14 protein-coding genes and 2 pseudogenes are annotated in these 25,349 nt (G+C 66.3%); 8 read left to right on the forward strand and 8 right to left on the reverse strand.

Annotated elements, in window-relative coordinates; translation table 11 throughout:
* Positions 1-70: 70 nt before the first annotated feature.
* Positions 71-1,423, reverse strand: a complete 1,353-nt coding sequence (locus K3769_RS31605; RefSeq protein ID WP_267029665.1) for a jacalin-like lectin — start codon at positions 1,421-1,423, stop codon at positions 71-73.
* A 211-nt stretch (positions 1,424-1,634) separates the two neighbouring features.
* Here K3769_RS31605 and K3769_RS31610 point away from each other — a divergent pair, with 211 nt between their 5' ends.
* Both K3769_RS31610 and K3769_RS31615 read left to right on the forward strand, forming a co-directional pair.
* Positions 1,635-3,383 (forward strand): PHP domain-containing protein, encoded by a 1,749-nt coding sequence (locus K3769_RS31610; protein ID WP_267029666.1) that lies wholly within the window; start codon positions 1,635-1,637, stop codon positions 3,381-3,383.
* Positions 3,380-3,892, forward strand: a complete 513-nt coding sequence (locus tag K3769_RS31615; protein WP_267029667.1) for a hypothetical protein — start codon at positions 3,380-3,382, stop codon at positions 3,890-3,892. The genes K3769_RS31610 and K3769_RS31615 overlap by 4 nt, the downstream gene beginning before the upstream one ends.
* On the opposite strand, the gene K3769_RS31620 is transcribed toward K3769_RS31615, so the two are convergent.
* Positions 3,867-4,073: a DUF397 domain-containing protein gene (locus K3769_RS31620; RefSeq protein WP_267029668.1), complete on the reverse strand. Its 207-nt coding sequence runs from the start codon at positions 4,071-4,073 to the stop codon at positions 3,867-3,869. The genes K3769_RS31615 and K3769_RS31620 overlap by 26 nt on opposite strands.
* Positions 4,070-4,906, reverse strand: coding sequence for a helix-turn-helix domain-containing protein (locus K3769_RS31625; protein ID WP_267029669.1), 837 nt, complete (start codon positions 4,904-4,906; stop codon positions 4,070-4,072). The genes K3769_RS31620 and K3769_RS31625 overlap by 4 nt, the downstream gene beginning before the upstream one ends.
* Positions 4,907-5,019: 113 nt before the next feature.
* On the opposite strand from K3769_RS31625, the gene K3769_RS31630 reads away from it, so the two are divergent.
* The 4 genes from K3769_RS31630 to K3769_RS31645 all read left to right on the forward strand — a co-directional run bounded on the left by K3769_RS31630 (position 5,020) and on the right by K3769_RS31645 (position 17,499).
* Positions 5,020-5,475, forward strand: coding sequence for an ATP-binding protein (locus tag K3769_RS31630; RefSeq protein ID WP_267029670.1), 456 nt, complete (start codon positions 5,020-5,022; stop codon positions 5,473-5,475).
* A 233-nt stretch (positions 5,476-5,708) separates the two neighbouring features.
* On the forward strand, positions 5,709-9,950 hold the full coding sequence (locus K3769_RS31635) for a LamG-like jellyroll fold domain-containing protein (RefSeq protein ID WP_372515085.1): 4,242 nt from the start codon (positions 5,709-5,711) through the stop codon (positions 9,948-9,950).
* Between the two features lie 124 nt (positions 9,951-10,074).
* On the forward strand, positions 10,075-17,031 hold the full coding sequence (locus K3769_RS31640; RefSeq protein ID WP_267029672.1) for a polymorphic toxin-type HINT domain-containing protein: 6,957 nt from the start codon (positions 10,075-10,077) through the stop codon (positions 17,029-17,031).
* 93 nt (positions 17,032-17,124) lie between these two features.
* Positions 17,125-17,499 carry a hypothetical protein gene (locus tag K3769_RS31645; protein WP_267029673.1) on the forward strand — a complete coding sequence of 125 codons (375 nt, stop codon included), beginning with the start codon at positions 17,125-17,127 and terminating at the stop codon, positions 17,497-17,499.
* Positions 17,500-17,655: 156 nt separating this feature from the next.
* Here the strand turns inward: K3769_RS31645 and K3769_RS31650 are convergent, their stop codons facing one another.
* The 3 genes and pseudogenes from K3769_RS31650 to K3769_RS31660 form a co-directional block, all read right to left on the reverse strand.
* Positions 17,656-18,966, reverse strand: coding sequence for a tyrosine-type recombinase/integrase (locus K3769_RS31650; protein ID WP_267031617.1), 1,311 nt, complete (start codon positions 18,964-18,966; stop codon positions 17,656-17,658).
* A pseudogene (locus K3769_RS31655) lies at positions 18,966-19,151 on the reverse strand (helix-turn-helix domain-containing protein); the annotation flags it as partial. The gene K3769_RS31650 and the pseudogene K3769_RS31655, both read right to left, overlap by 1 nt.
* A pseudogene (locus tag K3769_RS31660) lies at positions 19,148-19,738 on the reverse strand (replication initiator); the annotation flags it as partial. The pseudogenes K3769_RS31660 and K3769_RS31655, both read right to left, overlap by 4 nt.
* Before the next feature lie 76 nt (positions 19,739-19,814).
* Here K3769_RS31660 and K3769_RS31665 point away from each other — a divergent pair.
* Together K3769_RS31665 and K3769_RS31670 are read left to right on the forward strand one after the other, a co-directional pair.
* Entirely contained in the window at positions 19,815-20,114 is a 300-nt protein-coding gene (locus K3769_RS31665; protein WP_267029674.1) for a transposase, read from the forward strand.
* On the forward strand, positions 20,111-20,998 hold the full coding sequence (locus K3769_RS31670; protein ID WP_267029675.1) for an IS3 family transposase: 888 nt from the start codon (positions 20,111-20,113) through the stop codon (positions 20,996-20,998). The genes K3769_RS31665 and K3769_RS31670 overlap by 4 nt, the downstream gene beginning before the upstream one ends.
* 215 nt (positions 20,999-21,213) lie before the next feature.
* Here K3769_RS31670 and K3769_RS31675 read toward each other — a convergent pair whose 3' ends face one another.
* Together K3769_RS31675 and K3769_RS31680 are read right to left on the reverse strand one after the other, a co-directional pair.
* Positions 21,214-21,582, reverse strand: coding sequence for a hypothetical protein (locus K3769_RS31675; protein ID WP_267029676.1), 369 nt, complete (start codon positions 21,580-21,582; stop codon positions 21,214-21,216).
* A 301-nt stretch (positions 21,583-21,883) separates the two neighbouring features.
* A complete protein-coding gene (locus K3769_RS31680; RefSeq protein WP_267029677.1) occupies positions 21,884-25,204 on the reverse strand; it encodes a S8 family peptidase in 3,321 nt (1,106 codons plus the stop codon).
* Positions 25,205-25,349: the final 145 nt, after the last annotated feature.

The following is a 25,349-nucleotide window of genomic DNA, read 5'->3' on the forward strand; positions in this document are numbered from 1 at the left end:
CGCGCCCCTGGGTACCCAGGGGCGCGGGGAACTGCGCAGTCCTTGAGGCCCACCCCGGGCCGCCCCGGTGTCAGCCGGTCGGGGCGTACAGGACGCCCAGTTTGTCGATCTCCGTGCCCGACCGGCCCGTGAAGCCGACGATCTGCCACCCCGCCGGAGCCGCGTACGTCACCGCGTCCGACGTGGCCGAACCGGCCGACACCGTACGGGACTTGTCCGTCGTGAACGCCGCCGAGAAGATCCGCGTCCGCCCGTCCTTCTGCCCCTGCGTGAGCTTCACCGACGTGAGGTGTTCGCCGGCGGCGAGGGTGAGGGAGGCGGCCGTACCTCCCGTGCCGCCGTGGGTCAGCGACGTACCGCCGTCGAGGACGAGCGACACGGAGTCCAGGCGCGAGCCGCCCCGCAGGGTCAGCGTGCGGGGCGAGGGCACGCCCGGCAGGTCGTCCGCGTCGTTGAACGCCGTGCCGTGCGGACCGCCGATGACATCGCTCGCCCGGAGGTCGGACGGCAGGGTCCAGGAGAAGTCGGCCGTGTGCGGGAAGTGGTCGGAGAGGTTGCCGCCGGCCGGGTCCAGGAACTTCGCCCACTCGTCGGCGTACCGCCCGGCCGAGAGATTCACCAGGTCACTGCCCCGGTAGAGGATCTTGTCGACCACCTCGCAGGAGTCGGTCGGCGCGGTGGTCGGGCAGACGAGCGCGTCACTGCCCTGCGCGGGCGCGCTGCCGCCCCGGACCAGCTGGACCCACGCGTCGGTCAGACCGTTCTCGCTCGCGAGCGTGCGGATGTTGTCGCCCGAGCGGGTGTAGCGGGTGTTGGTGTCACCCATGACGATCACCGCGTTGCCCGCCGAGTTCGCCTGGACGAAGTCCGACAGCTGCTCGATGTTGGCGCGCCGGGCGGCGAGCGCGTCGTCCGTGTCGTCGGCGTTCGTGTGCACGTTGTAGAGGTCGACGAAGACGCCCTCCGCGAGCCGCACCCGGGCCAGCGAGAAGCCTTTCGGCGTCAGGCAGTTGGTGCCCGTGCAAGCACCCCAGCGTACGCGCTCGAAGTCCTCGAAGGAGTAGTCCGAGAGGGTGTTCAGACCGTCGCCGAAGGGCACACCACCGCTGGTCGCCGTGCGGTACGGGTGGTCGTCGCCCGCGTACAGCGCCGCGTGGTAGTTGAAGTCCTCCTGGACGTTCACGATGTCGTACGCGCCGAGCCGTGGGGAGATCAGCGGGGTGTTGACCGACGGGTTGCCGGAACTCAGCCCGTCGGGGAGACCCGCGACGTTGTACGTGAGCACGTTGAAGGTGCCGGACGAGGGTGCGGTGGCGGACGCCGGGGCCGAGGCGGCCGGGGTGGCCGGGGTGGCCGAGGCTGCCGTCGTGAGTCCGGCGACGGCCAGCGTGCCCGCCAGCAGCGTGCCGATGAGTCTTCTCATGGTGGGGTGCCTCCAGGCAACAGAGAAAACAACGGAGGTGTGAGTCAACTAGAGTGCATAGCGCGCCAGTTGGGAAGCCTGCGGGAGGGGCGGCGATCCGCCGTGCCGGAGTCGCCCGCAGCTCACCCCCATGTCGCCCGGTGTTCATGTTTCGCATCGAGTCTCCATAGCGCGCGACCGCATCGGCGGCGCCGGACACAGGAGGCCGAACATGGGTCACGGACACAGTCACGGGCACGGGCACAGCCACGGGGACCATCACCACGGTCACGACCACGGTCATGGTCACGGCCACGACAGCGCCCCTCTTCCCGCCGCCTTCGACACCGCCGTACCCGACGAGGCCCTGAACCCCGAGCAGCGGTCGCGCCGCTCCATGCTGCGCCGCGCGGGCCTGCTCGGCGCGGGTCTCGCCTCGGCGAGCGTGCTGGGCGGAGTGGCGAGCGGGCAGGCCGCCGCCCAGCCGTCGGCCGGCGCGCGGACCTCCGCAGGCAGCCGCAAGGGCAAGGGCTTCCTCTGGCTGGCCGGCGACCACCACATCCACACCCAGTACAGCAGCGACGGCAAGTACCGCGTCGTCGACCAGGTCCGCCAGGGCGCCCGCAACGGCATGGACTGGCTCGTCATCACCGACCACGGCAGTGCCACGCACGCCAAGATCGGCGTCGAGAAGGTCAACCCGGACATCAAGAGGGCCCGTGCCGCCTACGAGGACACCCTCGTCTTCCAGGGCCTGGAGTGGAACATCCCGGCCGCCGAACACGGCACCGTCTTCGTGCACCCCGGCAGCAACGAGGTGGCCGTCCTCAAGCAGTTCGAGAACAGCTACGACGGCGCGGTCAAGGGTGCGACCGGCTCGTCCCCGGCCAACGAGGCGCTCGCCGTCGCCGGTCTCGCCTTCCTCTCCGACCAGGTGAAGCGGCGCAAGATCAAGGACGCGCTGATGCTCGCCAACCACCCGGCGCGCAAGGGCATCGACTCCCCGCACGAGATCCGCGCCTGGCGCGACGCGACGCCGTCGAGCCACCGGATCGCCGTCGGCTTCGAGGGCGCGCCCGGCCACCAGGCCGGCGGCCTGCCCAAGCCGCTCGGTCCGGGCGGCGCGCGCGGCATCTACGACAACAGCCCCGGCGCCGACTCCTTCCCCGACTACCCGCTGGAGAGCTACCGCACCTGGGGCGGCTTCGACTGGATGACCTCCACCGTCGGCGGCCTGTGGGACAGCCTGCTCGCCGAGGGCCGGCCCTGGTGGATCACCGCCAACTCCGACTCCCACCAGGTCTACGCCGACACCACCGCCCGCGGCGGCGGTGACTTCAACACCAACGGCAAGTACGACGACCCGGTGTACGGCGGGCAGCTCGACATCACGCAGAACGACTTCTTCCCGGGCCAGTACAGCCGCACCCACGTCGGCTCCGACGGCTTCTCGTACGCGGCCGTCATGGACGGTATCCGGGCGGGCCGCGTCTGGGTCGACCACGGTCAGCTCATCGACGCCCTCGACGTACGGGTCTCCGGCGGCAGCCGCTGGGCCACCCTCGGCGGCGCCCTGCACGTCAAGAAGGGCACCAGGGTCACGCTGACCGTGGACGTCACCCCGGCCGGCGGCCCCAACTGGGCCGGCTTCCAGCCGAAGGTCGCCCGCGTCGACGTCATCCAGGGCGACGTCACCGGCCTGGTCGAGGACAAGGACACCTTCACCGCGCCGACGGCGAAGGTCACCAGGTCGTACGACGTCAGCAAGTCCACCGGCACGGTCCGGCTGACGTACGACCTCGGTCGCGTCGACCACCCGGTCTACGTCCGCCTGCGCGGGACCGACGGCAACCGTTCCGCCGTCGGGGCGCTGGGCGCGGCCCACGACCCGGCGGGCCCCGCCATCGACGTCGTCGGCGACGCCGACCCGTGGAAGGACCTGTGGTTCTACTCCAACCCGGTGTGGGTCCTGCCCTCGTGACGCACACCCTCACCGTGGACGCCGGCGCGCGGGTCAGGGACCTGCGCGCCGCGGACCACCTGCTGCACGCGCTGTCCACCGAACTCGGCCTCTCCGAGACCGTGTTCGGCTGCACGCACCTGGTGCGGGGGGAGGGGGCGCGGGTCGTCCTGTCGTTCACCTTCCCGTCGGAGCCGCTGCTGCGCGCCGCCCGGGAGCGGCTCTCGGCCGGCGGCCACGACGTGACACCCGGCATCCCGGACGCCACGGGCCGTGCGGTCCTGTACCCGGGCGTCACTGCCCTCACGGGCACGGTGCCGGTCGCGGACGTGCTCGCGCGCTCCGCGATCGACCGCGTGACGGTCCTGGGCAGCGGCGACGCGGCGCCGGAGGCGCGCCTGGTGACGCGCGGCCACGTGCGTCCGCTGTGGCAGGGAGGGCGCCTGGTCCTGTCCGCGATGCCGGCAACCGGCGGGACGCTGGCCCCCTTCGAGGTCCCGAACCCTACGCCGTGCTGCGCGAACCACTGAGGTCAAGAACGAAGTCCGCCCAGGCGGCGGGGGAGAGGGTGAGCTGCGGCCCGAGGGCGTCCTTGGAGTCACGGACGTGGATGGTGGCGGCGGGGCAGACGGCAACTTCGACGCAGTCGTCGCCCTCCGAGCCGCTGTAACTGCTCTTGAACCAGGTGAGTTGGGTCGTGTTGCTGTTCATAGCGCCCCTCGCATCTGCTGGAGCAGGCTCACCGTGTCTTCTGGAGTGAGAGCCTGTGAGCGCATCTTGGCATAACGCTGCTGGAGCACGCTGATGGCTTGGCGGTCGCTGATCAAGTGGCCGGTCTTCTGACCTTCCGCGTAGGCGAACCATTCGTGTTCAGGGGTCTCCAGCAGGCGCATCGGTCCATCGAGTCCCGCGTGCTCCGGCTGTCGGAGTGGCATCAGCTGGATCTCGACGTTCCAGTGCCGCTCGTTCACGTCGAGCAGATGGTCGATCAGTTCACGCGTCACGTCCTCGCCGCCGGTGTGTCGCTCCAGGACAGCCTGTTCGATGATGAAGCTGAAGGCCGTGGGCCGATCCGGGCTCGTGCTGAGCAGTTCCTGCCGGGCGAAGCGCGCGGCGACGCGCTGCTCGACCTGCTCATCGGTCGGTCGCAGCGGCACGCTCCAGATCACCGCCCGCGCGTATGCGTCTGTCTGCAACAAGCCGGGAATCACCCGGCATTCGTACGTGCAGAGAGCGATCGCCTGCTCCTCCAGGTCCGCCCATCTCCTGAACCAGGAAGCCAAACCCGGCTGCCGGGTTGCATACTTCGCCGCCGCCCGGAGCACTCCGAACGCGTCCAACACCTCCTCCGCGCGCTCCACATACACCCTCGGCGGCAGCCGCCTCCCCTGCTCGATGGACGCCACCGTCCCCGGCTGGTACCGCACGAGTGGTGCGATCTCCTCCTGCGTGAGCCCCGCCCGCTTGCGGAAAGCCTTGTGGACCAAGCCGAACGTCTTCAAACTGTCCGACGGTTCGGGCTCGTTCGCCGTGCTGTTGGTCATGGAGCAATGGTCACGGAAAGTCACTCCGACTGTCCACAGAGTGAACTCGTACGGGGTGCACCGTACGAGTGTCGATGCTGGTCGACGGCTCGGCGACCCGGGACCTTTGACTCATGCAAGGACACATTGGGGTCCAAGTCCCCGTCACCGTACGTACGTTCACCCAGCTCTTCAGCTGCACCCCGCGAGGGGCCCGCCTGGCCCGGCGCCTGGTCGCGAACAGGATGGACGCGTGGGGGTTCGCGTACGACAGTCAGGCGAGCGAATCCGTCACCCTGGTCGTCGCCGAGCTGGCGGCCAACGCGGTGACGCACGGCCGGGTCAAGGGCCGCGACTTCCGCGTACGGCTGCTGATGCGGGCCGACGAGGACGTCGTACGGGTGGAGGTGTCCGACGGCCTGACCGAACGACTCCCCGTACTGCGGGAGTCGGCCGACCCCGGCGAGGAGAACGAGGGCGGACGCGGCCTGCTCCTGGTCGACGCCCTGGCCGACCGCTGGGGAACGGCCCTCTGCACGGGAGACACGTACAAAACCGTGTGGGCGGAGATCGGGGTGCCTGGCACCTGAACAGCCGGTGTCCGTACAGGCGTTGCTTGGCCTGTGGGGGCGGACGAACGCCGGGGCATGCGTGTGTCATATGTCACATGACAGTTGGTGTCGTATGGGTCGAGTGGGTCGCAATGTCCGATCGGAGTGGTCTGGACCGACGAGTGAACGCACCCTTACTGTCAGTTCACGATCTGTGGAAGATCGATTACATACAGGCAGAGCCTGGGGAGGCTCTGGGGGGAGGGTGTGTCATGCCTGTGGGCAGACTGCTGCGTGTCACTGCGGTGGCGCTATCGGGTGCGATCGCGTTGTGTGTTCTAGCGCCTGTTAACGCGGCGGGAGCTGCCCGCAGTCAGGTGTCGGCCGGTAGGCCGTCGGCACTAGACGACTCCCAAGTTGGAGTGACACCGACTGAGGACGAGGCGCTTGCCCAGGCCAAGCGCACAGGCAAGGCCGTGGAGGTCGCCTCATTGCGAGGTGAAACCACTGAGGTCTTCGCCACGGCAAACGGGAACCTGGAGGCGCGTGAACACCTGCGTCCTGTGCGCGCACGAGTCGACGGCGTCTGGAAGGCAATCGATACCGATCTGGCCGAGTCCGAGGGCGGCATGGTGGCGCCTAAGGTCGCGACCATCGGGCTGGAGTTCTCGGGCGGCGGAAGCGCGCCGCTGGTGCGCATGACCAAGGCTGGACGGACGTTGGAACTCAGTTGGCCTGACCAACTGCCGGTTCCGGAACTGGTCGGCGACACAGCGACCTACTCGGACGTCCTGCCCGGCGTCGATTTGAGGCTGGGGGCCCAGGAGGACGGCTTCACGCAGCTCCTGGTGGTGAAGTCTGCCGAAGCGGCGGCCAGCGAAGGTCTGGCGGAACTACGCCTGCAACTGGACGCCGAAGGAATGAACGTCCAGGAGACGTCGTCGGGCGGCCTTGAGGCGGTGGACGTGGGTGCTGGCGGTGCGGTGTTCGAGGCACCGCAACCAATGATGTGGGACTCCAGCCCTGGGGCACAGCAGTCGGCGCGTGCTCAGGCCGGCGCCGAGAGCCGGGTAGCAGGTGCGGAGGGTGAACCTGGTGCTGCGGAGTCGGGCAAGCTGGCTCCAGTCGCTGTCGAGGTGGTGTCCGGGCAGGACGAGTTGGTGATGACGCCCGATGCCGGTGTGCTGAAGGGTGGTGACACCGTCTATCCGGTGTTCATCGACCCGCAATGGCACTCGCCCGACGCGTCGGCTTGGACGATGGCGTCGGAGTACTGGGCTTCCTCGCCGCAATGGAAGTTCAATGGCGAATCCGACGCGGGTATGGGCTACTGCGGCTGGGCTTACTGCAAGCCTTACGACACCAAGAGGCTCTTCTATCGGATCCCGGTATCGAAGTTCGCGGGTAAGAGCGTTCTGTCGGCGGAGTTCGTGGTCCGCAACACCTGGTCTGCGTCGTGCACGGCGCGGGGCGTGCAGCTGTGGCGCACGAAAGACATTTCCTCATCCACGACCTGGAACACACAGAAGGCTTCGGGATTCTGGATCGATCATCTCAAGACCGAGTCGTTTGCGCACGGCTACGACGGTTGTGCTGCCAAGGATGCTGAGTTCGACGTGAAGTCGGCAGTCCAGCAGGCCGCGAACAAGAAGTGGTCGACCATGACGTTCGGGCTGCAGGCGTCCAGTGAAACCGACCCTGATGGCTGGAAGCGATTCTCGGACGATGCGTTCCTGCGGGTGCAGTACAACAGGCCGCCGCCACAGATCAAGATGTCGCAGCTGACCATGCAGTACGGCGGCACCTGCAAGAGATCCGGCAGTCTTGCCCGCGTTAGGACACTGGGGGTCATCAACGCGAACAACATCACGGATCCCGACGGTGACAGAGTCGCCGTGCAGTTCCAGGCGAAGTGGGACGGCGGCTCGTGGAATCCGGCGCGGACTGCGACCAGGACGTCCGGGTCCTCGTTCGCGATCAGTCTTCCGTCGTCCATACCGCCGAACAAACAGATCAACTGGTACGCACGTTCCTACGACGGCGCGCAGTACTCTCCGTGGTCGTATGCGGGTGACCCGACTGCCTGCTATTTCATCTATGATACCAAAATTCCCAAGGCGCCCGCTGTTACTTCGGGTGAATATCCAGCTGTCGATCCCAGTGATCCGGACGATCCGTGGTGGGACGGAGTGGGCCGCTATGGGTCTTTCGAGGTGAAAGCCGCCGACACCGATGTGACGACATATTGGTACGGCATTAACAGCGATCCCAGCTCGAAGAACAAGGTCACCACGTCGGGTGGTGCGGCGCAGGTCATCAAGGTACTGCCGGCCAAACCCGGAGTGAGTTTCTTCACCGCCCAGGCCTTCGACTCGGCTGGCAACAGCAGTGAAATACGCACCTACCAGTACCGTGTGAAGGCTGGCCAACCCGAACGGGCCACTTGGCAGCTGGACGAAGCCGCGGGAACGAACGAGGCAAAAGGCTCGACTCCACCTCGCGCCTTGGCTCTGTCCGGCGGGGTGACGTCAGGCGTGAGCGGTGTGCAAGGCACTGCGGTGGAGTTCAATGGCACGGATGGATACGCCTCCACAGACCTTGCAGTGGTCAACACCAGCGGGGGATTCGCCGTCTCGGCGTGGGTAAGGCTTTCGAAAATTCCTGACAGCACCGCGGTGGTGGCCACGCAGCCTGGCAACAACGCTCCCGGATTCGAGCTGTACTACTCGAAGACCTATGACCGATGGGCCTTCAACCAGTACAAGGCCGACAGCGCTGATGCCGCCATAGCCCGGGTGATGCCAGCCCAGGCCGGTGGAGTGAGCGCTGGAGTATGGACTCATCTGGTGGGTTCGTACTCCTCGACAGCTGATGTGCTGCAACTGTTCATCGACGGGCGACTTGTGGGGGAGACCGCCTACGACTCGCCGTGGGAAGCACGGCGTGGCCTGCAGGTAGGCGGCAAGAACTACACCGGCATCGCCGAATCGCTGCTGCCAGGAACTGTCGATTCACTGCAGCTGTTCGATAAGCCGCTGGCGCAGGACGAGATCGACAAGCTCTACGCGAAGCAGACCGTAGGGGATCCCGGCCGTCCCGCAGTGGCTGTTTTCAGTCTGGATGAGGCCGAGGGTGCCACCGAGATCAGCGGTCGTGGAGGGGTACTGCCCGCCAAGTACAACGGCTCGGTCACCGCAGGCGTGGCAGGAATGGCCGGTAAGGCCGCCCGTTTCGACGGAACCAGCGGTTACGCGAAGATCGGCCAGACCAGCGGACCGCATGTCAACACCTCCCGTAACTTCACCGTCTCCGCTTGGGCGAAGCTCGACAAGAAGCCCACAGGTGCTGCGGTGATCGCAGCGCAAGCGGGCAAGGACCGGCCTGGCTTCGAGCTGTACTACTCGGCTGCCTACGACCGCTGGGCTGTGAACCAGTACTCGGCCGATGCCCCGGACGCCACTCCGATCCGCGCACTGCAAGCCGATGGCACGACCGCCCGTGCCGGAGAATGGGCGCACTTGGTGGGAGTCCACGATCCGGTGGCCGACACCCTCACGCTGTACGTCAACGGAACCAAGGCTGGATCGACCGCACTTGCCGGAGCGTTCTACGCGGATCAGTCGATGTACATCGGAGCTGGCAACTACAGCGGCGCGATGGGAAGTTACTTCCCCGGCATCATCGATGACGTACGCCTCCTCGATCGGCCGGTGTCTGCGGAAGAGGTCCAGCAGATGTTCAAACAGCGGCCGCTGGTCAAGGGGAGGTGGAAGTTCGAATCTGCCTCCGGGACTCCGCCGACGACTCCGGACGCCTCCGCGTCAGGCAACAAGATGACCCTCAACGGTGCTGAGATCGGTACCGGTTGGGTCGATGGCGGTATGACTCTCGACGGTGTCGACGACTATGCGGTGACCGCGGTGGCGCCGGTGGACACCAGCGCCAGCTTCACCGCCACCGTGTGGGCGCAAGCTGCAGCCGTTCCGCAAAGTGGTGTGAGTCTGCTCAGTGCCCCCGGCACCACGCAGAACGCGTTCGTGGTGCGCTACGAGCCCAGTACGACGCCAGATACTGATCCGGGCCGCTGGCGTATCGCCATGGCGTCCGAAGACACCACAGCAGGCGCCGTCACACAAGCCGACAATGGTCAGATCTTCACCCCCACTGACTGGACGCATCTGGCTGTGGTCTACGACGGATTTGCCAAGCAACTCTCGCTGTACGTGAACGGCGAATTGGAGGAATTCGCCTGTGCTGATACTGACGGTGACGGCGTCGCAGACGACACGACGTGCACGGACCGGCTCTCGTGGACCGATGAGGTGTTGTCCTTCAAGGCCGTGCAACCCCTGCAACTCGGCCGGGTCAAGACCGGGACGAACACATGGGGCGAGTACTGGCCGGGAGCCGTTTCGGACCTCTGGGTCTTCCAGGGCGCACTGACCGCCACCCAGATCGGGCACCTTGCGGTGGGCCAGCCCGGCACGGACACCGACGTCCCCGCCGGCGACTAGGACACCGCCCTGGTGGGCCGGGCCCAGATGTCCGGCCCACCAGGACTTTCAGCTTGTTACTCCATCTCTGCTTCCGCCTGTGCACATTGCATTGGGTGGGACACCCCTCAGGGCGAAGGACAAGATGAACGGCAGATCGAGCAAGCGGCTCAGAAGGCTGCGGCGGCGCGTCGCTCTGGCCTCAGCGGTGGTCATGGTTGGCACGCTTTTGCAAGCAGCGGGTGTACCGATCGCCACCGCCGCCGACATCAAGCAGTTCCCAGAGCTACCGGCGTCCGACAAGCCGGTGCCGGGAACCACCGGCAAGGTGAAGCCGCGCAAGGTCACCAAAGGGCCGCGTACTCCATTGCGTGCGCCTGAAGCAGCCTGGCCGAAGGCCGCGAAGGCAGTGGTCGACCTGCGGAAAGCCGGCACGAAGGGCACAGCCGGCGAGTCAGTGCGCGCCCAGGGACTGCCTGTGATTCTTGACACCCAGGGCGGGCCAAGCAGGAAGCCGGCGCATGGTGCCGTTGAGGCACGTGTCATGAGCCGCAAGGCCGCTGTCGCGGCCGGCGTCGACGGAGTACTGCTGAGCCTGCGACCCAAGAGCGAAGAAGGCATAGCCTCCAAGCCCGGTGGCAAAAGCACCGCGAGGATCGACGCCGGCCGTGTGCGAGCCACGGTTGACTACTCCGCCTTCGCCGACGCCTACGGCGGTGGTTACGCCTCGCGCCTCACCTTCGTAGAGCTGCCCGCGTGTGCCCTCACCACCCCGGGAAAGGAGCAGTGCCGCGCTGTCGAACCACTGGCCACAGTCAACGACAGTGAGAAGGAGACACTCACCGCGCAGGACGTGGCCCTGAGCGGTAATGCTCCGACTGTGTTGGCAGCCGTGGCGAACGAGCAGGGCATGGGCGGCGATTACAAAGCCACTTCGCTCTCGCCGTCATCGACGTGGAGCACGAATCTCAACACCGGCGACTTCAGCTGGGCCTACGCCATGCCAGTTCCCGAGGTCCCCGGAGGGTTGAAGCCCAACGTCGGGCTTTCCTATGCCTCGGGCTCGATCGACGGACGCACGGGGAACACCAACAACCAGGCGTCCTGGGTGGGCGACGGGTTCGACCTGTCCCCCGGATACATCGAACGACGCTATAAGTCCTGTGCCGACGATGACGTGAAGAATGCCGACGGCAACACACCAGGAGACGTCTGCTGGGGCTACGACAACGCGTTCATCTCCTTCAACGGCAAGGGAGGCGAACTCGTCCCCAACGGCAAGGGATCCTGGAAACTGCAGAGCGATGACGGAACGAAGATCGACCGTCTGGAGTCGAGCGAGCGCGGTAACGGCGACAACGAGGGTGAACACTGGCGAGTGACCACTCCGGACGGCACGCAGTACTTCTTCGGTTACAACCGGTTGCCCGGTTGGTCGGACGGCAAGGAGACCACGGACTCCACCTGGACGCTTCCGGTGTTCGGTGACGACTCCGGAGAACCGTGTCACGAGTCGACGTTCGCCGGTTCCTGGTGCAACCAGGCGTGGCGGTGGAACCTCGACTACGTCGTCGATGTGCGGGGCAATGCTCTCGCCTACTACTACGACAAGGAAAGCAACTCCTACGGTCGCAATCTGGAAGAGAGCGACAACACCCGATACGTCCGTGGCGGAACCCTCGACCGCATCGAGTACGGCCTGAAGCCGTCCTCCATGTACAGCTCCAAGGCTCTGGGCAAAGTGGACTTCACCGACAGCGAGCGTTGCCTGCCCAATACCGCCACCACCTGCTCGTCCATCGATACCGATGCCGCTCACTGGTACGACACCCCTTGGGATCTCAACTGTGACAGTGCGGAGGACTGTGACCAGGGCCGTTTCTCCCCGGCCTTTTTCACATGCAAGCGGTTGACAGGCGTCACCACCCAGGTCTACGACGGCAGTGCCTACAAGAATGTCGACTCCTGGAAACTGACCCACCGCTGGGGCATGGCCGACATCGACTACCAGCTCCTGCTCGACTCCGTGCAGCACACCGGGCATACGGCCGACACCGCCATCACACAGCCGAAAACCACCTTCGCCTACGAGCAACTGGCCAATCGCCTCGACGAAACCGGCGACGGCTACGCTCCCTTCATCAAGGACAGACTGTCCGCCATCGCAGACGAGTACGGTGGGCAAGTCGAGGTCGACTATTCCGCCGCAGCGTGCAAATCGGGCGCGCTGCCCTCACCGGCGACGAACGCCACCCGCTGTTTCCCCCAGTACATCGGAGGCAGCTCCACGGACGACCCTGAACGTCATTGGTTCAACAAATACGTGGTCACCTCGGTGAACTCGATAGACCGCACCGGCGGCGCCCCCGACGAAGTCACCAGTTACGACTACATGGGCGACGCGGCCTGGCATTACGACGATGACGACGGCCTGACCAAGGAGAAGTTCAAGACCTGGTCACAGTGGCGTGGCTACGGTCACGTACGTGTGCAGACCGGTGGACTGGGCGGCCCATCCGCCATGGAAACGCAGGCCGACACCTACTTCCTGCGAGGCATGGACGCCGACCGTAAGGCTGCGTCCGGCGGTACCAGGGACGTGACCGTCACATTGGGTGAGGGCGAGGGTGACCCCATCACCGACCACGCCTCAACCGCCGGCTTCAGTTACAAGACGGTCAGCTATTCCGGTCCCAACGGAAAAGTGCTGACCAAGACCATCAACCGTCCCTGGCACCACGAAACCGCGAAGAAGACTCGCGACTGGGGGACGGTGACTGCAAACTTCACCGGCACTTCCCACAGCAAGACCTTCACCTCGCTGGACGACGGCGTCGGTACGAAGTGGCGTGTCACTTCCACGGCCAATACGTACGACACGGTGGCCGGCCGTCTCACCAACGTCGACGACTTCGGCGACAACAGCACAGCCGACGACAACCGATGCACTCGCACTACCTACGCGACCAACACCAGCAGCAACATTCTGATGCTTCCCTCTCGCGTCGAGACGGTCGGCAAGGCGTGTGACGTCGCTGCCGGCCGACCCGGCGACGTGCTGTCCGATGTGCGATCGGCTTACGACGGCGCAGCTTACGAAGCCGCCCCTACCAAGGGTGACGCGACCAACAGTGCGCTGCTGAGGAAGTACGACGGCTCCAACGCCCTCTATGTGGAGTCCGGGGCCACCTTCGACGACTACGGCCGCCAACTCACCACTACCGATCTCACAGCCGACGTGAAGGTCACCGCGGCAGGTGCACTCACGCGCACCGCGCGTACGGACGGCCGCACGACCAAAACCGAACGAACTCCCGCCACCGGTTTTGCGACCACCACCAAGGTCACCACGCCGCCGGTGAAGACGGGCGACGCGTCCACTGCGCAGACTTCCATCACCACCCACGACATCCGCCGCGGCCTGCCGCTGACCCAGACCGACACCAACGGCAAGGTCACCACATTTGTCTATGACGCGCTGGGCCGCTCGGCCAAGGTCTGGCTGGCCGACCGCCTCACCGGCCAGACACCGTCCTACGAGTTCACCTACACGGTCACCGACAGCCAACCCGTCGCAGTCGGCACCAAGACCCTGGGGAACAACGGTGCCCAGCGCACCTCGTACCTTCTTTATGACGGGTTCCTGCGTCCCCGCCAGACTCAGGAAGCAGGCCCCGACGGCGGCGGGCTGGTAACCGACACCTTCTACGACGAACGAGGTCTCGCAGGCGCGGAGTTCGCCACTTACTTCATCGAGAAGGCGCCGTCCGTCGACCTGTTCAAACCTAATGATGCGTTGAGCGTCGAAACGCAGATTCACTACAGCTACGACGGGCTCGGCCGTCAGACCGAGGCGCGTGAGGTCGCCGGAAGCGGCGGTGGCGGCACTGTCTTGAACACCACCAAGACCATCTACGGCGGCGACCGCACGACGGTCATACCGCCCGTCGGTGGCACCGCCGTGACCACCCTCACCGACTCCCGCGGCCAGAACACCGAAGTACGCCAGCACCACGCCCGCAGCGTCGACGCCGCCTACGACACGACCACGTACAAATACACGCCGCGCGGCGAGCTGGACAGGGTCACCGACGCAGAAGGCAACAGCTGGAACTACGAGTACGACCTGCTTGGACAGCAGACCGCGGCACACGACCCCGACGCCGGCACATCCAGGAGCGTTTACGACGACCGGGGCCAACTGACATCATCCACCGACGAGCGCAACATCACTCTGGCCTACAGCTACGACGGGCTGGGCCGCCAGACCGAGGTACGCAAGGACTCGCCCTCAGGTCCGCTGCGGTCCGCGTGGGTCTACGACACCGTCTCCGGCGCCAAGGGTCATCTCGCCAAGACCATCCGTTACGACGGCTCCAACGCGTACACCGCTGAAGTTGTCGCATACGACCGCCTATACCGTCCGCTGCGCACCTCCGTCACGATCCCTGCCACGGAAGGAGGGCTGCAGGGTACATACATCTCGACCAACGCGTACGACGTTTCCGGCTTGTTGAAGACCGTGGGATACCCCAAGGCGGGGTCTCTGGCCGCGACAACGCTGACATACACGTATGAAGACGAGACTCTGCGGCCGACGGTCGTCACGAGCGGCCAGGGAGTCAAAGCCAGTACCACCTACGGTTGGACCGGCAGACCGTTGAAGTATGAGCTGTCGAACAGCGGCGGTAAAACAGTTACAGCGGTCAACACTTATGAAAAGGGAACTCAGCGGTTGGCCACTTCGACTGTCAGCCGCCAGGACGTGGCTGGCGTCGATCAGTCCAGTACCTACCGCTATGACGAGGCCGGTAACATCCTGGCGGTTTCCGATGTCTCCCGCTCCGGCACCGACACCCAGTGCTTCACCTATGACCCCTTGCGCCGTCTGAGTGAAGCCTGGACCCAGGACGAGGTGAGCTGTGCCGAAGCGCCCGGTGGAAGCACGCTGGGAGGGCCGGCTCCGTATTGGACCTCCTATACCTACGGCAAGACGGGCCAGCGCCTCACAGAAACACTTCACGACTCCGCAGGTAACGCTGCCAAGGACACCAAGCGGGAATACGACTATCCCGACCCCGGCACGGCGCAGGCGCATGCATTGTCCTCGATCACAAGTACGGGTCCAACCGGAACTGCGAAGGACTCCTACGCCTACGACGCCGCGGGGAACACCACGGCCCGCACACAGAGCGGCGACAAGCAGAGCCTGACCTGGAACGAGGAAGGCAGTCTCGCCAAGGTGACCGAGCCCGTCGAGGGCGGAGCCGATCAGGTCACCGAGTATCTGTACGACACCGATGGCAACCGCCTCATCGGCCGCACCCCGACCGAGACCACCCTCTATCTCGGCAGTACCGAAATCACCTTGTCCAAGGGTTCCACGACGCCCACAGCCACTCGCTACTTCGACCTTGGTGGCGGCCACCAAGCCGTTCAGAAGGACGACGGCTCCGTCTCCTTCACCCTCGCCGACTATCACGGTACGGCCCAGCTCGCTGTCGAAGCGGCCAGCCAGAAACTGAGCCAACAACGCACTCTGCCCTTCGGCGGCACACGAGGCGGAGAAGTCACTGACTGGCCTGGCACCAAGGGCTTCGTCGGAGGTACCAACGACACCAAATCCACCGGCCTTACCCACCTCGGGGCCCGCGAATACGATCCTGACACAGGGCGTTTCCTCAGCGTGGACCCGCTCCTTGAGACGGACAAACCGCAAACTCTCAATGGGTACACCTACGGAGCGCAAAATCCACTCTTCTTCTCCGATGCCACAGGCCTTGGTCTCGCATGCGGATCCGGATTCTCCGAAGGGTGCGGAACTGGCGTCCAGACGCACGGCGACGGGAGCCTGTCCATAGATGGACGTCCTACCGGCGGCGGAAATATTTACGCCCCTCCTTCCGGAAACGCCCTGCGAGGCGGTGAAGCGTTGGGGCCGGTGACGATCAAGCCTTACGGATCTTCGATCACTATTCAGGGCGTCTATGTACCGACGCAAGAAGAACTAGCCGCGACGTTCCCGTACTACCACGAGAACACCGACTATCAGCACAACCTGGAGAACTGGGCGCGCAGTAAATGCACAGGCGTCCTGAATTCCAATGATTTCTGTCACGCTGTTGGCGAACTTGGCTGGTTCGGCGGCCCGGCCAGTGTGGATGTCCTCGAAGTGCTCGGAGTTCGTAGCTACGTCGACTGCTACAAGGGAAAGGGTTGCAAGGATGCCGCGACGGACGCTGCGATAAGCGGCGCGACGCTGGCTGTAGGAAAGCTTGCGAAGATTGGTTTCAAGGTCTTCAAAGCGGCCATCAAGCGCGGTGACAATATTCCTATTGGGTGCCTTGTCGGCGCGGCGCACAGCTTCACCGCTGGTACGCACGTCCTCTTGGCTGATGGCACCAGCAGACCCATCGAAGATGTGAAGATCGGCGACAAGGTCACTGTCACGGATCCTCGCACCAACGAGACCACCGTCAAGGAAGTCGTCGCGACGATCGTCACGGAGGACGACAAGCACTTCGTCGACCTCTCCATAGCCACGGACGGCGGCACCAACTCTCTGATCAGCACCTCGACTCATCCCTTCTGGTCGGACTCCGAAGACGCATGGGTGGATGCCGGCGATCTCAGAGCAGGGATGGCCATCCGTACGGCGGATGGATCGAAGGCGACGGTGCAAGACACTCGCGCGTACGCCGAGCGGCAGCGCACCTACGACCTCACGATCAATGAGGTTCACACGTACTATGTACTCGCGGGCGCCACGCCGGTTCTCGTTCACAACACGGGACCTGCCTGCGGTCTGACGGCGGAAACCCTGGATCAGGCGTGGGCGACATGGAATACGCCAGCGAATCTTGAGCACGTGATTGACCCGGCCAAACATGGGTTTGGTGATCTAGTGGCCAGGACCGGAGGTCGAGAAGAAGCCCTTCGTTCGATCATGGATAGCCTTCATGGCGCTACGGATTTTCCGGCTGCGGGAAGGTATGAGGTGAACCGAGAAATCGCGGGGGAGACGGTAACGATTCGAGGAGCCGTAGTGAACGGAGTCCCCAGGCTCGGTACAGCTTTCATTCCTGGAAAGTTCCCCGGCTAGGAGAATCCCTTCGAGATACTCCACGGATGGCCGTGAAGTAAAAGAGTACTTGCTACGATCGCCCCGAAAGGCGACTACCCGGAAGGTCCTTCCGTGTCCGTTGCGATCACCCCTCGCCCCATGAGCTCAGGTGAGAGAGCCGTAGTTGAGCTGATCCTCGCCAAGGAATTCCCTGGCGCAGCTGAACTGCGGGCTCAAGTTGACTTCGTGCAGGTGGTTGCAAAATGGGGAGTAGATTCTCCGAGCGTCGACCTGCTGGTGCTGGAAGGATCTCCTCGGTCGCCGGGAGTTTCGGGCGTTATTCCGGTGGACGCAACAGTTATGGACGAATCGGGTTCGCTGTTCGGGGAGATACTTCTCTGGGCCACCGATGGATATCTCTCGGCAATCGAATATGCCTGGTATGGGGATGAGCCGCCTAGTGCCCTTCCGGATATCGCGGTGATCACCATCGAGGTGCGATCTTAGTCTGGCGTTTTATATGCGCTCCATCACATCGGCGTGTTGACTTTGCTTCTTGGGGTGGCGAATTAAATCGCGAAATGCGTCAAACGTCAGGAAGTCCCACCGGAGCGTTATCCGGTGGGACTTCCTGACGTTTGACGGCAGTAGTTGACGGCAACGTCAGCGGATGAGCGCTGCACAAGGTGGCTGGACGTCGCCATCTTCGGGCTCGCCTGTGATCTCGGCGGGATCGCGTAGCGCGTTGCCGAGGAGGTCGATGGCGTCGCGCTGGAGGCGGAGCCGGACGTGGGCGTCGACGGTGGCGGTGACGCCGATGTGGGCGTGCCCCAACAGCTCCTTGATCACGACGAGTTCCACTCCCTGCTCCAGGAGGAGGGTCGCCGCCGAGTGGCGGAGGTCGTGGAATCGGATGCGGCGGAGCCTGGCCTGACGGAGCAGGGTGTTGAAGTGCCGGGTGAGGGTGGCTTCCTTGATTGGGGCTCCGTTGGGTCGGGTGAAGACGTAGCCGCTGTCCTTCCAGCCCGCGCCCGCCGCTTCGCGTTCCTGACGCTGGCGGTTGCGGTGCTGTTCGAGAGAGCGCAGGCATGGCGTCGGCAGGGCGATGCGTCGTTCGGAGTTCTGGGTCTTGGTCGGGAGGGCGGTCAGGCCGGCGGTATTGGTGCGTTGGAGGGTGTGTCGGATGCTGGCGGTGCCACCGGTAAGGTCGAGGTCTTCCCAGCGCAGGCCGAGGAGTTCGCCCTTGCGGAGCCCGGTGTGCAGAGCGAGTTCGAACAGCGGCTGCAACCGGTGACCGTTGGCGGCGGCCAGGAACTCGCGGGCTTCCTCGGCGGTGAGGGGTTCGAAGCGGCGGGGCCGGGGTGTGCCGGTGCGGACGTTGCGGGCGACGTTGCGCGGGATCTCCTCCTCGCGCACCGCGTGCTCCAGGGCGGACTTGAGCACGGAGTGGACGTAGGCCAAGGTCAGCGGCGAGAGCCGCCTGGAGCAGCACTTCCCCGCAGCGCAGCAGACGGGCTGGTCGCGGGCACTGTCGAGGCCGCGGGTGCAGCACTGGCAGGTGGTGCGGAGCTGGTTGAGCCAGGTGCGGATGTCCTTGGCGGTGAGCTTGGCGAGCTTCTTTCGTCCGAGGCCGGGGATGAGGTAGAGCCGGGCGACGGCGGTGTAGCGGGTGTGGGTGTTCTCGCGGAGCTGGTGGATGGCGACGTTCTCAAGCCAGTACGTCAGGTACGCGGACAGGCTGCCCTGCGCGGTGGGGACGGGGAGTCCGCGGTTGCTGGCGGCGATCTTCTCGGTGAGTTTGGCCAGCGCCTCCGTGCGCGAGCTGCCGTAGACGCGGACGCGTTTGCGGATGTTGCCGGGGGCGAGGACGTATCCGGCGGCTTCCCAGCGGTGGTCCTTGCGCTGGTAGACGGTCCCGTCGCCGTTGGCACGGGCGCGGCGGGATGTGGGGTTGTCGCGGGGAGTGGTCGTAATGCGGCTTCCTGGTCGAGGTGGGTGTGGATGAAGTCGGTGAGGGCGTGTGCGGGGATGCGGCGGGCGCGGCCGAGGGTGATGAAGGCGAGTTGCCGGGTGCGGATGAGGTCGTAGACGGCGGTGCGGCCGAGTTGGAGGTGTTCCATGACCTGGGGGACGGTGAGGAGTTCAGTGTCGGCGGTCACGTGACGGCCCCAGGCCGGACAGCACTGGTCGGCCGATCAGTGGAGTGACCGACCGGGTGACCGGTGCGGTTGCCGGAGCGGTCACCGGAGCGCTTCGAGCGCCGGGTTCGGGTCGGTTGCTCGGGTCGGGTCTGCCCCGTCGCGGCCAGGAGGCCGGTTCCGGCGTACTGCCAGTGGGAGATGACCAGCGTCGTGTCCGAGTCCACGCGCTGACCGGCGATGTTGCGGTGACCGGGACGGTGACCGGCGGCCGGGTCGGTGGGGTGTCCGGCGCGGTCACCGACCGGACTGCCGGCTGTCTGACCGGCCTGCGGCTCAGCCGGTGCCGGGGTTGGGGTCTGGGTGTCGGGTCGGCGGGTTTGCCAGGTGGTGCGTTCGGCTCGGAGGTGGGCGGGGGTGGAGAAGTGGCCGCGGAAGCCGAGCATGTGGGCCCATTGGCGCAGGCCGAGGTGGGCGTGCTGGGGGCGGGTGGCGAGGTGCCAGGCGGTGTGGATCATGCGGCGGGCGTGGTCGGTGATGTCGTGGGCGGCGAGTTCGGCGAGGAGTCGGAGGCGGCGGTCGAGGGTGCCGGTGGTGGTCTCGGCGCCCTTGGTGGTGAACCTTCCCCTTGATCATGGACACCTGGAGACTGGGATCTTGAGGTTCCAGAGGAAGTAGCACCAGGTGGGAAGCAAGTACACGAAGCGGTACACCGAAGAGTTCAAACGGGACGCGATCGCGCTCGTCGACTCCTCGGGCAAGACGGTCACCGCCGTCGCCCGGGAACTCGGCATCAGCTCGGAGTCCCTGCGCGGCTGGTACCGCCAGGCCAAGACTGACCGGGGCGAAGGCGCTCCGGGTGAGCTCACGAGCGCTGAGCGCGAGGAGCTAAAGCGGCTGCGCAGGCAGAACGCCGAGCAGGCACAGACGATCGAGGTCCTGCGAAAAGCCGCGGTCTTCTTCGCGAAAGAGAGCGATCGGTGAACGAGAGGTACGCGTTCATCGAGGCGGAGAAGACCACCCACGGCGTCGCTTTCCTGTGCAGGCTGCTGAAGGTGGCCCGCTCCTCTTTCTACGCCTGGCTCGCCGCGCAGAAGACCCGCGCCGCCCGCCAGGCCGCCGACGCGGCTTTGACCCACGAGATCACCGTCATCCACCTCGCCTCCCGTGGAACCTACGGCGTCCCGCGCGTCCATGCCGAACCGCGGCGTCCGGGAAGGTCTGTGAACCACAAGCGCGTAGCCCGCCTGATGCGTGAGCACGGCATCCAGGGCGCCCGCCGTCGTCGGCGCCGGTCGCTGACGCGGCCGGACAAGAAGGCCAGGCCGGCCCCCGACCTGATCGGCCGCGACTTCCACGCCGACATCCCCGGCACGAAGCTGGTCGGAGACATCACTTTCCTCCCGACGGCCGAGGGCTGGCTCTACCTCGCCTGCTGGCCGGACCTGGCCACCCGCGAGGTTGTCGGCTACGCCATGGCCGACCATCCCCGGGCCGAACTCGTCGTGGATGCCCTCAACATGTCCCACGGCCGGGCCGGTCTGGAACCCGGCTGTGTCATACACAGTGATCGTGGAAGCGCCGAGTACACCTCGGCTCAATTCCGCTACCACATAGGTGAGTGGGGGCTGCGGCAGAGCTGCGGACGCACCGGATCATGCTTCGGCAACGCCGCTGCGGAGAGTTTCTGGGCCCTGCTCAAAGAGGAAATCGGCACTCGAATCTGGCCCGACCGGGCCACCGCCCGCGCCGAGGTCTTCAACTTCATCGAGACCTTCTACAACCGCCGCCTGCGCAAGCACAAGACCTTCGGCTATCTCACCCCAGCCGAGACCAGGCAACGGCATCAACACACCCTCGCGGCATAACCATCGAGTGTCCAAGATCACGGGCAAACTTCAACGCCCTCCCTGCACCCGAGGCTGCACTGCCGCTGCCCGCGGGGCCGCCCCGGTCGAACCGGATGCGGGCCGCGCGGGCTCTCGGCGACTGAGGCCGGCGTACCCGACGGCGTAAGAACTCGGGCCGGGCTTCCCCCGTGGAGGCCCGGCCCGAGTCGTCTACGCGTGACGCGACTCGGCTCCTACGGCTGGAGCGTGATCGAGTTGATCGGCGTCATGTCCTTGTCGATGAACCAGCCGCTCGGCAGGTTTCCCTCGCAGCCCGTGCCGTCGTAACCGGTGCAGGTGCTCATGCTCGCGCCGTCGGTCTGGTTGTTCATGATGCGGTACGTGCCGAACATGCCGCTCAGGTTGTAGGTCCCGTAGTTGTAGTAGACGTGCGACGGCTGATCGTTGTTCCAGCCCGCGCCCGGGTAGATACAGACGTAACCATCCTGGCAGCCGTGGTAACTGTCAGCTGGGGCAGCGGCGTTGGCGGCGGTCGAGCCGACGGTGGTCAGCACACCGAGTGCGAGTGAAACGGCTGCCGCGGCCCTGGCGATCCTGCGCATGAATGGTGGTCCCCTCGTGAGTGACTGTGTTCACCACGCAACGTACGAGGGACCCGATGCGGCCAGTACTGACAGATGTCAGGGTCGGCCGCCGAGGCAGTCGGTCCGGTGGTGACGCGGCTTCCCGCTCCACCGATCGTCGTCGACCTCGGTAGGTTGCGCCAAGCCTTTCAAGGTGGATTGAAAGGCTTGGCCGCGGGGACCGCGTCACCAAGGATGGGCGAGGCCGCCGGGAGAACCGCGGAGGGACCGAAGGCCCCTGCCGCCGGCCGTGGACCGGCTGCCCGGTGCAGGGCGCCCCCTACTTGACGGTGCGGTAGGCCCGGTCGACGGTCTGGACCAGGGTGTTGCCGTCCGCGTCGGTGAGGGTGGCTCGGAGGGAGACCGGGCCGGGGGTGGCGGGGCTGCGCAGCTTGAGGTGCGTGCCCTTCACGGGCAGGGTCCTGGTCCAGGTCCTGCCGTCGTCGTAGGAGACGTCGAAGGCGAGTTCACGCAGGGTGCTGACCTTGGTGGCCGCGCCCTGGAGGGTGAAGGGCACCTTGAGGGCCGTCCCCGCCTTGACGGTACTGGCCGTCGACAGGTCGGGAGTGAAGCGGACGACGGTCAGCGGCAGGCGTTCGGCGGTCCCGCCGGAGACGTGCTCCGAGGCGAACGTCCACGTCGCCGCGACCCGGGTGCTGACGGCGGACTGGGCCGGGGACCGGGAGACGTCGACGGCGAGCTTGTAGGTGTGCCGGCCGGCGGGGAGGGTGTGGGAGGTGCCGTCCAGTGGTTCGTCGGTGGCGAAGATCTTCTTGCCGTCGGCATGGAGCGAGCTCTCGGCCTTGGTGTGGACGGACCTGCCCAGGTTGCCGTCACCGTCGGAGAACAGCGGCAGGTACGCCGAGAAGGTGTCGCCCTCGCGGACCGCTCCGGGGCGGTCGGAGACCGGTGAGAGTGGGCCGGAGGGGAGGGAGGGACCGAAGACGCCCACATTGAAGCGCTCGGTGTAGTCCTTGCCCGCGGCGTAGGTCCTGGGTGCACCGGCCTGCGTACCTTCCCACGTCGGCTCGCCGTCGGCGTCGGGGGCGCCGTACTGACTGACCTGGGAGAACCACTCGACGTTGTTGGGGAGGACGTAGTCGGTGCCGGTCCGCGGCAGGCCGCCCTCGATCGCGAACATGTTGTAGAAACCGTTCGGCGTCAGGGGTGACGTGCTGATGTGCGACGTCTTGCCCTCGGCGGGCGCCCCGACGACGACGTCGACCTTGCTGAGCTGTGAGCGCGTGATGTTCTGGGTGAAGCCGGACAGGTCGCCGGTCCGGTTCCAGGCCGGCCGGTAGACGTCGGTGCCGTGCTGCCAGAGGCCGTAGTACATCGCGAGCCCCTCGGTGGCCGGCAGTGCGGCACCGAGATGCCCGACGCGGAGGTCCTGGAAGCCCGCGACCTCGTAGATGGTGGTGTACGACCTGTTGTTGATGTCGATGTAGAAGGTGGCCATGGCGCCGGCCGGCTTCGCCGCGCTGTCCGGCACGGTGATGCGGACGGGCTTGGTCTCACGGGCGTCCATGACCAGGCCGGTGTCCTTGGTCAGCGCGAACTTCGGATGCAGCAGCACCGCGCCGCTGTCGACGTCGCCACCGGCCGGGATCACGCCCTGCAGGCTGTACCGGCCTTTCGGCAGGCGGACGGTGACCTCGCCGTCGTTCTTGTCGGAGACGGTGGTCCAGATCTTGTTGTCCACGCCGTAGATGTCGGTCGAGCCGAGGCCGGCGGCCTGACCCTTGAGGTCGAGGTGCTTGATGGTCAGGTCGTACGACTCGACCTCGCGGTTGACGCCGATGGAGGTGCGCGCCGTGGTGCCGTCGGCTCCCGCGCCGACGGCGGTCGCGGTCACCGAGCCTCCGAAGGTGCCCTCGGCCGTTCCCACCCGGGTGTCGGCGGTCACGGTGGCGGTCGCCTCCCCGCCCGCCGGGACGGTGAGCCGCTGGGGTGAGACCGTGAACATGCCCTCGGCGGCGGGCTTGCCGTCGTTGCCGTACGCCTCGGTGGCCAGGTCGAAAGTGAGGGGTTCGGTGCCCGCGTTGCGGTAGGTGACCTCCTTGGTGACCGGCTGGTCATCGGTGTGCGGGTACGTCTGTGTGCCGAAACCCAGCGCGGTGGGACTGCTGGTGAGCTGCTGGGTGATCGCCTCGGCGACGTCCACCCGGCCCGTGCCCTGCGTGTACGCGGAGGTGCCAGCGGCAGGCTTCGCGGAGGCGGTGAGGGCGGCCCTGATCCGGCTGCCGTTCCAGTCGGGATGCTCCTGGGCGAGGACGGCGGCGGCGCCCGCGACATGCGGGGTCGCCATCGACGTACCGCTCAGGGAGACATAGCCGTCGGCGGCAGGGTCTCCCATGAATCCCTCGGCGGCCTTGGCGGCGACGATGCCCACGCCGGGCGCGGTGATGTCGGGCTTGAGGAAGCCGTCCGCTGTCGGGCCGCGGCTGGAGAAGTCGGCGATGGCGTCCTGGCGGTCGACGGCGCCGACGGTGAGCGCGGCGGCGGCGCTGCCGGGAGAGCCGACGGTGCCTTCCTTCGGACCGTCGTTGCCGGCGGCTATGACGAACAGGGCGCCGGAAGTGGCCGACAGGTCGTTGACCGCCTGCTCGACAGGATCGATGCCTTCGCTGTCATCGCCGCCGAGGCTCATGTTGACGACTTCGGCGCCCTGTTCGACGGCCCACTGCATCCCGGCGATGACGGAGGAGTTGTCGCCGGTGCCCTCGTCGTCCAGGACCTTGCCGACCAGGAGCCGGGCGCCGGGCGCCACCCCCTGATACTTCGTGCCGGACGCCGCGGGAGACGCGGCTCCCGAGCCCGCGATCGTCGATGCGACATGGGTGCCGTGACCTGCGCGGTCGACGGTGTCCGTCGCGGCGGAGAAGTTCTTCGCCGCGTCGATACGGTCCTTCAGGTCCGGGTGTGTGGCGTCGACACCGGTGTCGAGGACGGCGACCTTGACTCCCTTGCCGTCGTACCCCGCGGCCCAGGCGGTGGGCGCGCCGATCTGCGGCACGCTCCTGTCCAGGCTCGCCTCGACCTTGTCGTCCAGCCAGATCTTCTTGACCTTCTCGGATGTGCGGGTGCCACCGGCCCCGCCGGTGAGTGTCTTCCACAGGGCCGAGCCCTCGGACTTGCGGGCGCGTACGGCGTCGCCGTTGATGCTCGGCAGCTCCCGGCGGACCGTGGCGCCCGAGTTCCTGAACGTACTCGCCGGGACGGGCCTGCCCTTGTCGTAGGTGACGATCAGCGGCAGATCGGGGCGGCGGGCGTCGTCGTAGTGCGAACTCACCAGCCGTGTCACGTCGAACAGCCGCCGGTCCACCGTCCCGTCCACGATCAGTGCTTCGGCGTCATGGGGCACCACGTACGCATGCTGCGCGTCCTGCCGGATGGTGAAGGCCATCCCCTTGCGTCCCTCGGCGGCGGTCACTCCGGTGACCTTGCCCTTGGTGTCCAGGACCACCTTGTCCCCGGTCACGAGCGTGACCGTCCTCGCGGGGGCTCCGGCCTGCCCCGCCGGGCCCGCGGCGAGGCTCTCGGTTCCGGCGGCCGACGCGTCGTCGGTGCCGGTCACCAGCAGTCCGGCGCCGAGTGCCACGGCCAGTACGGCCGCTAATGGGGCGAGGGTGACTGCTCTTCCGGAGTGGTGGCGGGCGTTCTCGTGCGGTTTCAACTCAGGCCTTCCGTAGGTTGTTCGGGCAGCATTCGGGCACGGCGGAGCGACGGTGCGGCCGCTCGGCCGT

It is taken from the genome of Streptomyces ortus, assembly GCF_026341275.1.
Lineage (GTDB): Bacteria > Actinomycetota > Actinomycetes > Streptomycetales > Streptomycetaceae > Streptomyces > Streptomyces ortus.

Coding starts and splice junctions, on each gene's coding strand:
- K3769_RS31605 (WP_267029665.1), bottom strand. CDS start 1,423: ATGAGAAGACTCATCGGCACGCTGCTGGCGGGCACGCTGGCCGTCGCC.
- K3769_RS31610 (WP_267029666.1), top strand. CDS start 1,635: ATGGGTCACGGACACAGTCACGGGCACGGGCACAGCCACGGGGACCAT.
- K3769_RS31620 (WP_267029668.1), bottom strand. CDS start 4,073: ATGAACAGCAACACGACCCAACTCACCTGGTTCAAGAGCAGTTACAGC.
- K3769_RS31625 (WP_267029669.1), bottom strand. CDS start 4,906: ATGACCAACAGCACGGCGAACGAGCCCGAACCGTCGGACAGTTTGAAG.
- K3769_RS31630 (WP_267029670.1), top strand. CDS start 5,020: ATGCAAGGACACATTGGGGTCCAAGTCCCCGTCACCGTACGTACGTTC.
- K3769_RS31635 (WP_372515085.1), top strand. CDS start 5,709: ATGCCTGTGGGCAGACTGCTGCGTGTCACTGCGGTGGCGCTATCGGGT.
- K3769_RS31640 (WP_267029672.1), top strand. CDS start 10,075: ATGAACGGCAGATCGAGCAAGCGGCTCAGAAGGCTGCGGCGGCGCGTC.
- K3769_RS31675 (WP_267029676.1), bottom strand. CDS start 21,582: ATGCGCAGGATCGCCAGGGCCGCGGCAGCCGTTTCACTCGCACTCGGT.